General features: G+C 65.5%; 14 protein-coding genes. 7 read left to right on the plus strand and 7 right to left on the minus strand.

Going from position 1 to position 14,922, the window contains the following annotated elements:
* Positions 1-24: 24 nt before the first annotated feature.
* The 4 genes from AB0J47_RS04580 to AB0J47_RS04595 all read right to left on the minus strand — a co-directional run bounded on the left by AB0J47_RS04580 (position 25) and on the right by AB0J47_RS04595 (position 5,236).
* Positions 25-2,487 carry an FHA domain-containing protein gene (locus AB0J47_RS04580; protein WP_364340457.1) on the minus strand — a complete coding sequence of 821 codons (2,463 nt, stop codon included), beginning with the start codon at positions 2,485-2,487 and terminating at the stop codon, positions 25-27.
* A 34-nt stretch (positions 2,488-2,521) separates the two neighbouring features.
* Positions 2,522-3,292, minus strand: coding sequence for a serine protease (locus AB0J47_RS04585; protein WP_364340459.1), 771 nt, complete (start codon positions 3,290-3,292; stop codon positions 2,522-2,524).
* Between the two features lie 109 nt (positions 3,293-3,401).
* Positions 3,402-4,220, minus strand: coding sequence for a hypothetical protein (locus AB0J47_RS04590; RefSeq protein WP_364340461.1), 819 nt, complete (start codon positions 4,218-4,220; stop codon positions 3,402-3,404).
* Positions 4,221-4,408: 188 nt separating this feature from the next.
* A complete protein-coding gene (locus AB0J47_RS04595) occupies positions 4,409-5,236 on the minus strand; it encodes a DUF3097 domain-containing protein (RefSeq protein WP_364340463.1) in 828 nt (275 codons plus the stop codon).
* Between the two features lie 727 nt (positions 5,237-5,963).
* Here AB0J47_RS04595 and AB0J47_RS04600 point away from each other — a divergent pair.
* The 5 genes from AB0J47_RS04600 to AB0J47_RS04620 all read left to right on the plus strand — a co-directional run bounded on the left by AB0J47_RS04600 (position 5,964) and on the right by AB0J47_RS04620 (position 12,114).
* Positions 5,964-6,395, plus strand: a complete 432-nt coding sequence (locus tag AB0J47_RS04600; protein WP_364340465.1) for an NfeD family protein — start codon at positions 5,964-5,966, stop codon at positions 6,393-6,395.
* A complete protein-coding gene (locus AB0J47_RS04605; RefSeq protein ID WP_364340467.1) occupies positions 6,396-7,643 on the plus strand; it encodes an SPFH domain-containing protein in 1,248 nt (415 codons plus the stop codon).
* Positions 7,644-7,883: 240 nt separating this feature from the next.
* The gene (gene argS / locus AB0J47_RS04610) at positions 7,884-9,647 is read left to right on the plus strand and encodes an arginine--tRNA ligase (protein ID WP_364340469.1); all 1,764 of its coding nucleotides are present in this window, start codon (positions 7,884-7,886) and stop codon (positions 9,645-9,647) included.
* A gap of 289 nt (positions 9,648-9,936) precedes the next feature.
* On the plus strand, positions 9,937-11,241 hold the full coding sequence (locus tag AB0J47_RS04615) for a DUF3533 domain-containing protein (RefSeq protein WP_364340471.1): 1,305 nt from the start codon (positions 9,937-9,939) through the stop codon (positions 11,239-11,241).
* Positions 11,242-11,310: 69 nt separating this feature from the next.
* Positions 11,311-12,114: an LLM class flavin-dependent oxidoreductase gene (locus AB0J47_RS04620; RefSeq protein WP_364340473.1), complete on the plus strand. Its 804-nt coding sequence runs from the start codon at positions 11,311-11,313 to the stop codon at positions 12,112-12,114.
* 10 nt (positions 12,115-12,124) lie between these two features.
* Here the strand turns inward: AB0J47_RS04620 and AB0J47_RS04625 are convergent, their stop codons facing one another.
* Genes AB0J47_RS04625 through AB0J47_RS04635 form a run of 3 tightly spaced genes read right to left on the minus strand, consistent with a single transcriptional unit; the run spans position 12,125 to position 13,828 of the window.
* Positions 12,125-12,964 (minus strand): helix-turn-helix transcriptional regulator, encoded by an 840-nt coding sequence (locus AB0J47_RS04625; RefSeq protein ID WP_364340475.1) that lies wholly within the window; start codon positions 12,962-12,964, stop codon positions 12,125-12,127.
* Positions 12,961-13,506, minus strand: coding sequence for a DUF6879 family protein (locus AB0J47_RS04630; RefSeq protein ID WP_364340477.1), 546 nt, complete (start codon positions 13,504-13,506; stop codon positions 12,961-12,963). Before AB0J47_RS04630 ends, AB0J47_RS04625 begins: the two co-directional genes overlap by 4 nt.
* A gap of 4 nt (positions 13,507-13,510) precedes the next feature.
* Positions 13,511-13,828, minus strand: a complete 318-nt coding sequence (locus AB0J47_RS04635; RefSeq protein WP_040691888.1) for a hypothetical protein — start codon at positions 13,826-13,828, stop codon at positions 13,511-13,513.
* Between the two features lie 164 nt (positions 13,829-13,992).
* Here AB0J47_RS04635 and AB0J47_RS04640 point away from each other — a divergent pair, with 164 nt between their 5' ends.
* Positions 13,993-14,385: a hypothetical protein gene (locus tag AB0J47_RS04640; RefSeq protein WP_364340480.1), complete on the plus strand. Its 393-nt coding sequence runs from the start codon at positions 13,993-13,995 to the stop codon at positions 14,383-14,385.
* Positions 14,386-14,496: 111 nt separating this feature from the next.
* Entirely contained in the window at positions 14,497-14,862 is a 366-nt protein-coding gene (locus AB0J47_RS04645) for a nuclear transport factor 2 family protein (RefSeq protein WP_364340482.1), read from the plus strand.
* Positions 14,863-14,922 lie beyond the last annotated feature (60 nt).

The raw sequence follows: 14,922 nt of genomic DNA on the forward strand, positions 1-14,922 counted from the left end.
GCCGCCGGTTTGCGTCACTGGGCGTCAAAGCGTCGCCTTGGGGGCACCGCGGCGCCGTGGGCGCAGTTGATACAGGCGATACCAGGCCAGCGCGAGGAAGACTGCCCCCAACCCGGCGACGACTCCCATATCGAGCAGCCACGTGCCCATGGTGTGTTTCCAGAGCGGATCGGCTGCGCCCGTGTGCGGTGTGAGAGTGTCCAGGTCGAGGGTGGCGGCTCCCGCGCCGAACCCCCAGCGCGACGGCGATAGGTAGGCCAGTTGTTCCAGGCCGAGTGTGCCGGGGAGCCGCACCAGCCCGCCGGTGAGCACCAGTTGTGCCATCGATAGCACAATCAGCAGCGGCAGTGTCTTCTCCGAGGTGTTCACCGACACCGATACCAGTAAGCCCAATGCCAGCGATGCGATGCCGAGCAGCGCCATCGCCAGGATCAGCTCCAGCTCGACCATCGTGAAAAGCCCCTTGGGTGGCATGTCCACACCGATGGTGCCGATCAGGACCAACACCGCCGCCTGAAGGGTGGTGATCACGCCCAGGACCAGCAGTTTCGACATCAGATAGACCCCTGCTGACAGGCCTGCCGCGCGTTCTCTGCGGTAGATCGTCTGCTCCTTGACGATCTCGCGAATCGAGTTGCCGGTGCCGACGAAGCAGGCCGCGAACGCCAAAACCATGAGCTTGGTCGGGGCGTCGACGTTGGATCCCGGCGGCCCGGCGAAGCCCTCGCCCGATGGCACTGCGGCGATCAAGCCACCTAGGAGTATGGGCATCACCCCGAGCAGCGCCATATAGCTTCGGTCCGAGGCAATCACCGCCAGATATCGCCGGCACAACGTACTGAGCTGGGCAAGCTTGGACTGCTGCGCGGGCGGCGGCGCCGGTGGGCGCACTTGCGCTGGGCCGACATCGTCGGTCAGTCCGACCGCCACGTAGTTCTCGAAGCGTGAAGACCTCTGGAACTCACCGGCCCAGTCGCGGTCTTCCTCGCGGTCGAATGCCTGGAAAACCTCGGCCCAAGTGCGCTGTGCGAACTGCTGCAGCCCCTCCTCGGGCGGCCCGTAATAGGCCAGCCGACCGCCGGGCACCAGGACCAGCAGGCGGTCGCAGGAATCAAGATTGGCCACACTGTGCGTAACGACGATGACGGTCCGCCCGTCGTGCGCCAGTTCGGACAGCATTTCCATGACCGTCTTATCCAGGCCCGGGTCGAGGCCGGAGGTCGGTTCGTCGAGAAACAACAGGGACGGTTTGGTCAGCAACTCCACTGCGACGCTGACACGTTTGCGCTGCCCGCCAGAGAGCTTGTCGATGCGGGTTTCGGCGTGCCGCGTCAAGCCGAGTTCTTCTAGGACCTCGTCGACCCGCTGCTCGCGCTCCTCGCTGCGCGTGTCACCGGGGAAGCGCAGCTCGGCCGCGTAGAGGAGCGCGCGCCGCGTCGGAAGCTGGTTGTGCAGGATGTCCTCCTGCGGGACCAGCCCGATCCGGTGTCGGAGTTCGTCGTAATTGGTGTACAGGTCGCGTCCGTCGTAGCGGACCGTCCCCTCCGTCGCGGGCCGCAACCCGGTGACCGCGCCGAGTAGCGTCGACTTGCCCGCCCCGCTGGGCCCGATGACCCCGACAAGCGAACGCTGCGAGATGGGGAAGCCCACTGCGTCGAGGAGCACCTTGCCCTCAGGGGTCCGCACGGTGAGGTTCTGCACCGAGACCGACACGTCACCGGTGTCGACGAACTCGCGCAGCTCGTCGCCGACCAGCCGGAACGTGGTATGCCCCATGCCGATCAAATCGGATTCGGATAGGTCCGTGGCGTCGATCCGGTGGCCGTTGACGTAGGTGCCGTTGTGGCTGTCGAGGTCGACGATCCGGTACCTGCCGTCGCCGATCGTGCGCAGCTCGGCGTGATGGCGGGAGAGCATGAGGTCGTGCGCGACGATGTCGTTGTCTGGCGCGCGTCCGATCCGAAGCGTCGGCGAGGTGATCCGGACGACCGCGCTGGGGCGGGCCCCTGAGGGTGCCGATCGCGAAACTCGCCTGGGCAGACCCGCGTGGAACTTCGTGACCGTAGCTTCGTCCGCGAGGTTGTAGCCCGGATCGGAGACGATCATCGTGTCTCCCCCGATATCGTCATCGGACTCCTGGCCGGTTTGTCCTTCTTGCCCCTCGATGGAAACGGCCAATTGCTCGCCGTCCACGGCGTGCCCGAGCTGGAACGTCTCGTCATGGTCGATCAGCATCCGATCGACCCGGTGACCGTCGAAAAAGGTGCCGTTGAGGCTGCCCGCGTCCTCGATTTCCCAACCGTCCGCACCCCGCTCCAGCACGGCGTGCAACGAAGATGCGCGCGGATCGGTCACGATAACGTCGGATGCCGGATCGCGACCGACGTTATATGCCGTCCCAGCACGTAGCCGATAGACGCGTTCCCTTGTCTGCACCACGAGAACCGGCGCCTCGGGAAATTCGATGGATGACTCGTCATCCGCCATGAGATGAGTATACCGACTGGTCCGCCGTGTTTGGTCAGAAACCAACGGTGGTGACGTAGGCGTAGACGCCGGGGAACCCTGGGCGGGCGCTGCCCTTGCCCCATGAGGTGAGGCCGATCAGGCGGCCCGCGACCAGCAGTGGATCGCCGCTGTCGTATTCGGCGGTATCGGCGTCGGGGGATCCGGCGCAGAGCATATCGGCGGGGTCGAAGGCGGAGCCATAGGCGGCGGCGCACGTGACGTTCGGGACGATCGGGACGGCGGCGGATCGCAGGAGCGTATTCGAGGTGTCGTGCTCGGAGGTCGCGCCCCAGCCGACGATGGTGCCGGTGTTGCCGTATGCGCGCGGATCGCCCTGTGGCGTGGCAATTTCCAGGAACGGCCCGGGTCTCGCCTCGTCGAGGATGAGGATCGCGAGATCGTTGTGGTGCACGGTCTCGCCCTCGAAATCGGTTTCCCGGAAATCCGGGTGGATGCGAATCTCCTTGACCCCCACGGTGACTCCATCGTGCGAGCGCAGGTCGGTGCGGCCGAAGGTGACGGTGATCCCCTGCGGCAGCAGCCGGGCCAACTCGACGCAATGCGCCGACGTCACAACCCGATCGGGTGCGATGAGCGCACCGCCGCAGAATTGCCCGGATGGCCGGAGGAAGTACAACGGGCTGCCGACGGCGGCGAGCCACGGGTAGGCGCTCGCCTCGATGGTATTTCCACCCACGATCGCCGTGGCGGGAACGACGGGCGCGCCGAGACCGATGATGAATGTGGCGGTCACGGCCGCGGCGATGCGAGATATGCGAAACATGCCGCCTCCCGGTTCATTTAGGCGATCGCTCGGACTATTCAACCAGAGGATGCCGGTGTTATGGCGCCTTCGCGGTCCGCCGGCCGCCTTATGCGTCGAACGAAGTGCCTTACGAATTGCCTCGGGCGGCGGCGTGCACTGCCACCAACCGGGCAGCGCGGATCGCATCCCACAGTGGGCGCAGGAGGTCCTCCTGGGCGCCGGTAGCGGTGGCGGAGGTGGGGGAGGATGCCGGTTCGCGTTGGGCAACAGTGAGGATCGCGGCGACGTGGTCGGCGCTGTCGAGGATTCGCCTGGCGCGCAACGGGATCGAATCCGGATAGTCGTGGCGGGAGTAATCCGCGAGCTCGGCCTCGATGAGTTCGCGTGGGTCGGCGTCGATGGTCGCGCCAGCGGCGGTGGTGTGCAGGCGCATGAGGGCGTCGGCGGCATCGCGCACCGCTTCGCGCATCGTGTATTCCGCCTCGCCGAGCGACATATCCGGGCCGGGCGCGGCCGGAATCTGGGTGCTGTAGACGGTCCACTGCAGGGTGTCGTCATCGGCCCACTGCGGGATCAGTCCCGTGCCCTCCTCGCCTGGCACACCGAACAGCAGTCCCTCGCCCGCCTCGATCGCATCCGCGCCGAAGGCGGTTCCGGTGGGCAGTCCGCGCACATCGCCGGGCACCGGCAGCACCAAGCGCAACTGCGCACCGGGTTGTGCCATCGCCTCGCGAATCACCTTGAGCAGCGCCATGACTCCGGTGCCGGACAGATTGTCGCGGGAGGACCACGGCAGGTCGTCGCGACCGCCGGTCAGTGGATCGCCCGCGGCGATGGTGTGCCGCGGTGCCCAGGCGTACAACGCCTCGAGGATGTCGTCGGGCGCGCTGCAACCGGCCAGCCAGGAGCCGGCCCACACCGTCAGCGTGGCACTAGGAGAGCACATAATTATCGAGCATAAAGGAGGGTCGCGGCTCGGGGGCGTCCATGCCGGATAGCCTGGTGAGCTGCGCGCATCGATCCGCCGCCCGGTACCGCGAGTACTGGAACAGCGAGTGCGCCGCGGTCGTGGGCGTGCAGGCCGAATTCCGCGGAGTGGGACATGATTTCAGCGATTGGACCCGATAACGATGATCACTCCGGTTCGGTGACGAAGTCGATGAGTCGCTCCACCGCGCCGATCAGGGGGGATTCCAGATCGCGGAAGGATTCGACGGCGTTGTAGACCCGGCGCCATCCCTGCTGCGGTGTGCCCCAGCCGAGCCGACGGCAGATGCCGGTCTTCCAATCCTCGCCGCGCGGCACCTCCGGCCACGCCGCGATGCCGATCGCGGCCGGGCGCACGGCCTGCCACACGTCGATATACGGATGCCCGGTGACCAGCACATACTTGCCGAGACCGGTGGTCAGCTGGGTTTCTTTCGAACCGGTGACCAGATGGTCGACCAGCACACCGACGCGCCGCCCCGGTCCGGGCGCGAACTCGGTCAGCCGCTCGGCCAGATTGTCCAAACCCTCGAGATGTTCGACAACCACGCCCTCGACCCGCAGATCGTGTCCCCAGACCCGCTCCACCAGCGCGGCATCGTGGACGCCCTCCACCCAGATCCGGCTCGTCTTCGCGACCTGCGCGCGCAGCCCATCCACCCGAGTCGAACCCGACGCCGACCTGGTCGGCTTCTTGGGTGCCGCGGCTTCGGGCCGGACCAGAGTGACGGGCGCACCGTCGATCAGGAACGCCGCCTCGCGCAATGCGAACAACCGCACCGCACCGCGCGCATCCTCCAACTTGACGAATTCGCCGTCATAGCTGCGATCGAATCCGATCACGGCACCACAGAATCCGGTCGCCGCATCCTCCACCACGAGATCGCGTTCGGCCACGACCGTCGGCACGCTTCGCTTCTTCGATCGCGAATGTCCGGAGAAGATGTCTCCGCCATATAAGTCACGCCCACTCACCTGCTCGAAGCTAGCACCGCCGGTTCGGGTTGCGGCGCAAGCGAGTTGGCGTGCCGGTTACAGACTGTGGGCGAACAGCGCGTATTGCGCCGCCACCTTCTGCCGAACATCGGCTCCGTTATCGCTGTTGACGTTCGCGACATAGCGCTTATAGGTGACATAGCAGCTGTGCTCGACCTGCTTATCGGTATCGCCGCGGCGATTGAGCCGCTGGCAGATCGCGCCGGGTACATCCGTGGTCGCATCGATCGGATCGTATTCGTCCCCGGAACGTGCGATGAGCTCGTTGACCAGACAACGGACCAGAGGCTCCGTCGCGCACTCGATAGACGATGGTGTCGTCCGCGATCGCCCGGGCGTCCAATCCGGTTTCGTCGATCATGCGCTGTATTCGTGCCGGCGTGCACGACGAGGGATGGGCCGCACGCGCTGAATTCGCGCAGGTCGAGCCTGTGGTTGCGGCGGTCGCGGACGACGGTACGGGCCATCGGCGCGTCCGGATCGATAACATGCCAGGTTTCTCGTCCTTCGTACGCGATGTTGTTGCGTGCGCAGCCGGATTGGTTCAGCGGATCGTGGTGGTGTCCCGATTGCAATCGAAATCAGCGGACGCACAGTCGTTTCGATTCAGACGGCTGGGGAGTGCGCCATGGGGCGCGCCGAACTGCCGCCGCTGATCTTGGGTCTGTCGCGCCACAGAAGTGGTTCGGGCCACTACAGTGTGTCTGTGACCGCAATCGTTTGGCTGGTCGCGGGCCTGCTGCTCGCGGCCGCGGAGATGCTCACCGGGGACCTCACGCTGCTGATGTTGGGCGTCGCCGCGCTCGGAACCGCGGGTGTCAGTGCCGTGGCCGATACCGGGCTGGTCGCCGACGCGGTGATCTTCGCGGTGCTGGCGCTGGTGCTACTGCTCGGGGTGCGGCCAGTTCTGCGGCGCCGCTTCGGAACTCCGCCGCCGATCCCGACGAATGTCGACGCGCTGCCGGGTAAGCAGGCGCTGGTGTTGGAATCGGTCGGCGCGCACAGCGGCCTGGTCAAAATCGGTGGCGAAGAGTGGACCGCGCGGCCATTCGATTCGACGATCGAGTATCCGAAGGGAACCACGGTGTACGTCATGAAGATCGACGGCGCGACGGCCGTCGTCTGGAAGGAGCCGTAAATGGCTGTGCTCATCGTTGCCGCCGTGCTGGTGCTGTTGGTCGTGGTGGTGGTCTTCAAATCGATCGCCCTGGTGCCACAGGCGGAGGCGGCCGTCATCGAGCGACTCGGACGATATTCGCGCACCGTCTCGGGTCAGTTGACGTTCCTGGTGCCCTTCGCCGACCGGATTCGGGCGAAGGTCGACCTGCGCGAGCGGGTGGTGTCCTTCCCACCGCAGCCGGTGATCACCGAGGACAATCTGACCCTGCATATCGACACCGTCGTGTACTTCCAGGTGACGAGCCCGCAGGCGGCGGTCTACGAGATCAGCAACTACATCGCGGCCGTCGAGCAGCTTACCGTGACCACCCTGCGCAATGTGGTCGGTGGTATGACCTTGGAGCAGACGCTGACCTCCCGCGATCAGATCAATGGTCAGCTGCGCGGGGTGCTCGACGAGGCGACCGGACGCTGGGGACTGCGCGTCGCCCGGGTCGAGCTCAAGAGCATCGACCCGCCGCCATCGATCCAGGAGTCGATGGAGAAGCAGATGAAGGCCGACCGCGAGAAGCGCGCCATGATCCTCACCGCGGAGGGCACCCGCGAATCGCAGATCAAGACGGCCGAGGGCGCCAAGCAGGCGCAGATCCTGTCCGCCGAGGGTGCCAAGCAGTCCTCGATCCTGGCGGCCGAGGGTGAACGGCAGAGCCGGATTCTACGCGCCCAGGGTGAGCGTGCCGCGGCCTACCTGAACGCGCAGGGACAGGCCAAGGCCATCGAAAAGGTTTTCGCCGCAATCAAATCCGGTAAGCCGACGCCGGAACTGCTTGCCTACCAGTACATGCAGACCCTGCCGCTGGTCGCGCGTGGTGACTCCAATAAGGTGTGGCTGGTGCCGAGCGATTTCGGCAAGGCGCTCGAGGGCTTCGCCCAGAACTTCGCGACCAAGGGCGAGGACGGCGTATTCCGCTACGAGCCCGCCCCGGCCGACGATGTGGAGAGTAAGCCGGAGGACGATTCCGATGTCGAGGGCTGGTTCGATACGGCCCGCGATCCGGCCATCGAACAGGCGGTGCGTGCCGCGGAGGCCGATGCGCGGGCATCGGTGGAGGGCGTGGCGACTCCGGTCACCCGAACCCAGCCCTACCCGCACCAGCCGGTAATGCCAGCACGGCAGGAGATCCCGCCGCAGCAGACTCCACCGCACCAGCCCCCATTCCGCCCGGACGGGCCGCAGGGACAGTCCTGGCAGCCGCCGTCGCAGTAAACCGTGAACACCCCGGATCTTTTGTCGAGGTCCGGGGTGATTTATTCGCTGGCTACGGCGCGAGATCGATGGTGAGCGTTGCCAGTTGGAGCGCGATGGCGCAGGGGTCGGGTGTTGTTGTGTGGGAATGGTTTTGGACGCGCCAGACGATGGTGCCGTTGTCCGCGGCGGAAAAATGGTTCGGCCTGGCACCGGGTGCGCTGCAATACTCACGGTCCACAAGGACAGGAGGGATTGCGCGTGGCTGATTCTGGGGTGTTGCCGCTGCTCGATCGGGTTGCCGGGGCCGTGGCGGAGGCGATCGGTCGCGCTCGTCCGGAGCTGGTGGGGACCGATCCGGTGGTGCGACGCTCCGAGCGTGCGGATTTCCAGTCGAACGTCGCGCTTGCGGTGGCGAACCGGGTGCGGGTGCGGCCCGCTGAGTTCGCAGCTGAATTGGTCGCGGCATTGGATTCGGATGATGCGCTGCTCGACGCGGTGACGGTCTCCGGTCCGGGATTCCTCAACCTCGCGGTGTCGGACCATGCTGTGTGGGAACAGGTTTCGGCGCGTCTAGCTGGCGATCGCTTGGGCGTACCGGATTTCGAGCGCGGTCGGCGGACAGTGGTCGACTATTCGGCCCCTAATATCGCCAAGGAAATGCATGTCGGGCATCTGCGCACGACGGTTATCGGCGACTGCATCGCGCGGGTGCTGGCCTTTCTCGGGGCGGCGGTGATTCGGCAGAATCACCTGGGGGACTGGGGGACTCAGTTCGGGATGCTGATCCAATATCTGGATGAGCATCCGGAGGTGCGCTGGCGGCATGATGAGCTGAGCGGCGATTCGTCGGCGGTTTCGGCATTGGACCGGCTATACAAGGCGGCGCGGACCGAGTTCGACGGTGATCCGGCATTCGCGGAGCGGGCCAGGGCTCGGGTGGTGGCGCTGCAATCCGGCGATGAGGCAACCTTGCGGCGGTGGCGGGAGATCGTCGCTGAATCGGAGCGGGCGTTCGGTGAGATCTACGATCGGCTCGGTGTGCTGCTGACGGCGGACGATTATGTCGGCGAGTCGTTCTACAACCCGATGCTGGCCGACATCATTGCCGAACTGGTCGAGAAGGGGATCGCCGTCGAGAGCGACGGCGCTCTGGTCGTATTCTCCGAAGAGGTCGATGGCCCTGACGGCCAGCCGGTGCCGCTGATGGTGCGCAAGCGGGGCGGCGGATATGGCTACGACACAACGGATTTGGCGACTATCCGGTACCGGGTGCAGACCCTGCGTGCCGAACGGCTGCTGTATGTCACCGATTCCCGTCAGGCCTTGCACTTTCGGCTGATCTTCGAAGCTGCCCGGCGGGCCGGTTGGTCGACCGGTGGCACCGAGGCCGAACACATCGCATACGGCACTGTGCTCGGTCCGGATGGGCGGCCATTCAAAACCCGTGCGGGCGGCACGGTCCGACTGACCGACCTCCTCAACGAGGCGGTGGTGAAGGCCAGAGCCGTTGTCGCCGAACGGAATCCGGAACTGTCAGCCGCCGAACTCGACGCGATCGCCGAACCGACCGGAATCGGCGCGGTCAAATACGCCGACTTGTCCACATCCCGGGTCAAGGACTACACCTTCGACCTGGACCGCATGGTCGCATTGAACGGCAATACCAGCGTCTATCTGCAATACGCGCACGCCAGGATCCGGTCCATCCTGCGCAAAGCGCACGATCGCGATGTGCGGATCGATCCGACCGTCGCACTCGCACCCGCGGAGCGGGCACTGGCGCTCGAACTCGACGCCTACGGCACGGTTGTCGTCGAGGTTGCGGCCATTCTCGAACCTCATCGATTGTGTGGCTACCTCTATGCTCTCGCACGCGACTTCACGTCTTTCTACGAGACCTGCCCCGTCCTCACCGCGCCCGACCAGGTACGGAAAAACCGTCTCGCACTGTGCGATTCGACCGCCCGGACGCTAGCGCACGGACTTGGCCTCCTGGGCATCGCCGCCCCCGAACGCATGTAGTCAGCGGGATGCCCCGCCAAAAGGCGCTCGCCAGTGCATCGTGGCGAGCGCGGCCACTGGACGTACGGAAGCATTGCCCGAATTGGAATGGGAGCACGGCTTTCTCGCCGCCACACTGATGACCTTGGTGGCCGCGGTGAACCCGCTGGTCTACATCGAACGCAAAGGCTGGCTGCGCCGAGATTGTGACCGCGGTCTCGGTGATGGGTGCCGGTCCCGTGGTGTGAGCAGCCACCGACCCGCGCCGGATCGGTACCGAAATACCGCCGCGACGGATTACCGTGCGCCCATGACGACTGCCGCAACCGCCGCCCGCCATCTGCGGCCACGGGCCTGGATCGCCCCGATCGCCGTGGTCACCCTGCTCATGTCGCTACTGGCCACGATGTATTTGGCGTACGTAGTCAATCCGAGCAAGAATTTGCACGATTTCCCTGTCGCGCTGGTCAATCAGGACGACGGCGATACCCTGGGCGGCAAGCCCACGAATGTCGGCAATCAGATCACCGACGCACTCGTCGCGAACCTGCCCGCCGATAAGATCGACCTGCGGATCCTCGGATTCGCCGAGGCGCAACGGCAACTGCGCCAGGGCAAGGTCTACGGCGCGATCGTCATCCCCAGTGACTTCACCAAGCGGCTGGCCATCCTCGGCGCGGCCGGTGTGGTGCCGGGCAAGGTCGAACAGCCGATCATCACGGTGCACACGAACCCCCGGGCCGGCAGTTTCGCCACCGGGGTCATGCAACGGATTGCCGATCAGGCGCTGCTTCGCGTCCAGGAGACCGTCGGCAAACAACTCACCGACACCGTGCAGACCCAGCTGCAACCTGCCGGGGGCGGCCAGGCGCCACAGCTTGCCGGTGCCAGCCAATTGATGCTCGCCCATCCGATCCAGGTGGTGGTCGATCCGTATCGGCCGCTGCCCGACGGAACTGGACAGGGTTTGTCCGCGTTCTTCTATACGATCATGGTGCTGCTCGCCGGATTCACCGGTGCGATGATCATCCACGCGATGACCGATTCCGCCCTCGGTTTCGCCCCCACCGAGTACGGCCCGTGGTACGTGCACTATCCGACCGCGCCGATCTCCCGCTTCCGTACCCTGCTGTTGAAGTGGGCCATCCTCATCGTCACCGCCCCGATCGTCTCCGCGGTATTCCTCGGTGTCGCAGCGGCATTGGATGTGCCGCTCGATCATCCGCTCGCACTGTTCCTGTATTGCGTGCTCGCGATCGTCGCGGTCGGGGTGACCGCGCTGTCGGTGCTGGCCGCGCTCGGCACCGCGGGTCTGCTGGTCAATTTGATCCTGTTCATCGTGCTCGGCCTGCCCTCCTCGGGAGGTAGCGTGCCCATCGAGGCGACGCCGACGTACTTCGAATGGCTGGCCACCTTCGAACCCATGCACCAGGTCTTTCTCGGGGTGCGCGCCATCCTCTACTTCAATGCCAGCGGTGCCGCCGGGCTCGCGCGCGGTAGCTGGATGGCGGTGCTCGGTTTGGGTATCGGCCTCGTTGTCGGCGCGGTGGTGACTCTGTACTACGACCGAAAGGGCTTGCATCGCAAACCCGCCGAGGCGGCCACGACGGAATGAGCGTTGCGGGCATGGGGGTGAGCGATCGAGCCATTGGAACGCTCACGATTTGTTCCTAACGTTGTGCTTATGACCTTCGACATCGGCGTGATCCTTCCGACCTCCACTCCCGATCCGGCCCACCCGATCCTCGGCGATGTGCGGGCCGCCGCCCGCATCGCCGAACAACTCGACCTCGAATCGGTATGGTCCACCGACCATCTCGTGGCGAGCGCGCCCATGTTGGACAGCACCGTGACGCTCGCAACCGCGGCCGCCGTCACCGACCGGATTCGAGTCGGCTACAACGTCATACTGCTCGCACTGCGCCCGGTGGCTTGGGCAGCCAAGCAGATCAGCACACTGCAGTACGTATCGGGCAACCGGCTGCTGCTCGGCGTCGGCACCGGGAATCCGGCACACGGCGATATCGGTTGGCGCGCGGCCGGTACGACGTTCGAGAACCGTGGTCGGCGCACCGATGAGGCACTGCGGGTGCTGCCCGACCTCGTCACCGGTGCGACGGCCACGGTCAACGGCGTCGATGTGGCGCTGGCCCCCGGATCGGCGATGCCACCGGTCCTGGTGGCGGGCAATGGGACTCGGGCGCGGCGGCGGGCGGCCGAATACGCCGACGGCTGGATCACGCTGCAGCCCGGCCTGGCCCAGTTGACCGCTGATTTCGACGAATTGCGCACACTGGCAGCACAATTCGATCGACCTGTGCCCGCGGTTACCGTGGTCGCGCCGGTACTGCCCACTGATCATTCGGCCGCCGTCGAGCTGCTCGCCGCGCACCGGGACGCCGGTGTCGAACGCGTCATCCTCGCCCCGACCGGCCCCGAATGGCAGCGCGATTACGAGAATGCCGCAAAACTCCGTGCGGCACTGTGACTACCGTCGACTACAGCTGCGTCAACCGCAGTTTCAGCGCATCGGTGATGATGGCTCGGGCGGCTTCACCGTACCGAGCCTGTCGGTGCAGCGCCGCCCAGGTCTTCTCGTAATACGCGAGTTCCCGCGGTTGGGTGATGGTGAGACCCGCTGAGATGGTCTCGACCTCCGCGATGCGTTTGTCGAGCAATACGAAACATGTTGTGGTGTAAAGGAAATCCGCCGTCCGAGGAATTATGCCGAGCCCGAGTCGGGGCAGCGGCATCAGATCGATGAGCCGTTCGAGCTGACCGGCCATCACCTCGTTATCGCCGACAGTGGTGTAGAGCGCCTGTTCGGCCAGCAGGATGCTGATCCGATGGGTGCCGTGGTGCAGAATCCGTTGGCGCGCAATTCGTGCCGCTACCGCGCGGTCGATATCGTCGATACCGCCGACGAAATCGATACAGGACTCGAGTACCGCCCTGGCATAGGGTTCGGTCTGCAATAGGCCGGGAACGACCGCGTTCTCGTAATTGCGGATGGTGGTGGCGCGTGCCTCCAACTCGATGCGGCGGCGCTGCTGCTGGGCATGCCCGGTCGCCGCGATGCGCCGCCACTCCTGCCAGAGCGCCTCGATATTCGCCAGTGCCGCACGCAGGTCCGGCAGCAGCAGTTCGGCGCCGCACAGTCGGCACCACTGGGCCAGATCGCTATCGCTCGGCGTTTGTTTACCGTGTTCGATGCGCGACACCTTGGCCGAATGCCAGCCCGCTTCGGCGGCGAGCTGCACACCGGTCAGATGTGCGGCCTTGCGCAGTTCACGTAAGCGTGCCCCGAAGGCTTGCCGGGACTGCTCGACACCGGTCATCCACTCCGCCCGCCGGGCATGTAGTCGTGGTGCGGAATTGCTTTGTTCCACAGTGTATCTCGTACTGTCGTACAGCGTGCGACCAGCACGGGGTCGGTAGTCACCGCGGCCCCCGCCAGATCGCCGGTCTTGGTGAAGATCGTAAAGGCGACCGTCGCGTCGAGCAGCCACCATTCGTCAGCGGTGTATTCTGCGGGATCGGCGAGATGCCTTGGCAGCCAGCGGATATCCTCGCCGTAGCGCTGATTGCGATCGGTGAGCGCGTGCAGGAATCGAACGTAGTCGGTGAGCGGCTCCGAGACCACCCGCACGCGCCGAATCGGCACGCCGCGTCCGGCGACCTCGCTGGTGAGCTCCTCCCAGGCCCGCCACGACGGCGGATAGGACTCCTGCTCGAACGGCGGTAGGCCTGCGAGCACGCGGCGCATCGGTTCGGTCTCGTCGGAGACCTGGGAGTGATCATCGGACACCTCGAGATGGAAAGCGTCGCCGCGGGTTTCGCGGATGAGATCGTTGGTTTCCTCGATGGTGTAGAAGAGCATTGCATTACCATTCCCACGGGCTCTGTCCGACCGGGACCGCGACTGCGGTCTCGTGCTCGGGAATCCGCATGTGCGCCAGGGCATCCGGATCGGTGATCGGCTGTCCGGCGAGAGTGAAGGAACCGTGCCCCGAATCGAGCAGCGGAGCGCCGATATACGTGCCGGGCTGCAGCCAGCCGAGCAGCATATGCGGTATTTCGACGCGGTTTGCGTCATGGGCTACCCGGTAGCCCTGCACGAGATACAGATGTCGATCCTCATCGATCCAGAGCCGGGGCGAGCCGGTGTTGTTGGTGGGTCCGCCGAGCAGTTGTATACGCATCAGAGTGGCCTCGTCTCGCGTGGGCATTGCGCTGGCTGCACACAATCGTCACCGGTCAGCGCCATATGGGTCAACAACTTCCGCAAATCCCCGCAAAACCATGGTGCCGCGCCGGGCCGCTTTTCTACTGTTCTGGGTGGGTGCTGGCAGACAGGGTTGGTGACATGAGCAGGTCGGAACCATGGGAGGGCGTCGGGCGGTTGGCAAGCGAAACGGGGTCACTTGGCAACGGGGTGGCGATCAAACCTTGGGCGATCGGGTTCGTACGGTGGGATATTTCGGGATCGATGGTGGATCACGATCTGCGGGCCACCCGCACCTGCGCGGCTCGTATGGGATACGAGTTGGTCTCGATGAAGGTGGGTCCGCAGGGTGATCCGGTCGCACGGCTGCTCGCGGCCATCGTGCGCTGCGGTGCGCATGCGGTCATCGTGCCGAGCAGAGAGCACATCTGGGCGTCGCGGCGCGCGGTCACGGAGATCTGTGACCTGGTCGTGGTCGCCGGGGACACGGTGTGGGAACGCGGCCACCAGTGGCCGCGGTGGTTCGCGCGATGATCCTTACCTCGCGCGTAATCGACTCCGCGATCGGTAGCGGGCAAGGTTGAGGTATCCGCCGGAGCTTTCCGGCGGAGGACCGAAATACCTTCCAGCAGAGGATGATTCGCTATGTCTCAGTATGAGGACGCGGTACGGCGCTACTTCACGGCGTGGAATGCCATCGATGACGAGGCGCGGGCGAAGGCGGTGGCCGCGGCATGGCGCGAGGACGGTTTCTACACCGATCCGCTGGCCGATGTCGCCGGGCACGAGCAACTCAGCGCCGCCATCGGGGGCGTGCACCAGCAGTTCCCCGGCTTAGAATTCCGGCAGCTCGGTGCGGTCGACGGACACCACGACACCGCCCGGTTCTCTTGGGAGCTGGTCGCGGCCGACGGGAGCGCGCCGGTCGCCGGGACGGATGTGATCACCCTCGCCGAGGACGGACGGATCATCGGTGTGCACGGCTTCCTGGATCGCGTACCGGGGGCGTAGGCGAATTCGTAGCAGGGGAGGTCCGTCCGTTGACACTGTGCGCGGGCGGCAACAATTGTG

The organism is Nocardia sp. NPDC049737 (genome assembly GCF_040674755.1).
Classification (GTDB): domain Bacteria; phylum Actinomycetota; class Actinomycetes; order Mycobacteriales; family Mycobacteriaceae; genus Nocardia.

Excerpts from the sequence above, each read along its gene's own strand:
- AB0J47_RS04630 (WP_364340477.1), bottom strand. The coding sequence starts at position 13,506 with ATGCTCTTCTACACCATCGAGGAAACCAACGATCTCATCCGCGAAACC.
- AB0J47_RS04640 (WP_364340480.1), top strand. The coding sequence starts at position 13,993 with ATGAGCAGGTCGGAACCATGGGAGGGCGTCGGGCGGTTGGCAAGCGAA.
- AB0J47_RS04620 (WP_364340473.1), top strand. The coding sequence starts at position 11,311 with ATGACCTTCGACATCGGCGTGATCCTTCCGACCTCCACTCCCGATCCG.
- AB0J47_RS04605 (WP_364340467.1), top strand. The coding sequence starts at position 6,396 with ATGGCTGTGCTCATCGTTGCCGCCGTGCTGGTGCTGTTGGTCGTGGTG.
- AB0J47_RS04585 (WP_364340459.1), bottom strand. The coding sequence starts at position 3,292 with ATGTTTCGCATATCTCGCATCGCCGCGGCCGTGACCGCCACATTCATC.
- AB0J47_RS04645 (WP_364340482.1), top strand. The coding sequence starts at position 14,497 with ATGTCTCAGTATGAGGACGCGGTACGGCGCTACTTCACGGCGTGGAAT.
- AB0J47_RS04590 (WP_364340461.1), bottom strand. The coding sequence starts at position 4,220 with ATGTGCTCTCCTAGTGCCACGCTGACGGTGTGGGCCGGCTCCTGGCTG.
- AB0J47_RS04625 (WP_364340475.1), bottom strand. The coding sequence starts at position 12,964 with ATGACCGGTGTCGAGCAGTCCCGGCAAGCCTTCGGGGCACGCTTACGT.
- AB0J47_RS04580 (WP_364340457.1), bottom strand. The coding sequence starts at position 2,487 with ATGGCGGATGACGAGTCATCCATCGAATTTCCCGAGGCGCCGGTTCTC.
- AB0J47_RS04615 (WP_364340471.1), top strand. The coding sequence starts at position 9,937 with ATGACGACTGCCGCAACCGCCGCCCGCCATCTGCGGCCACGGGCCTGG.
- AB0J47_RS04635 (WP_040691888.1), bottom strand. The coding sequence starts at position 13,828 with ATGCGTATACAACTGCTCGGCGGACCCACCAACAACACCGGCTCGCCC.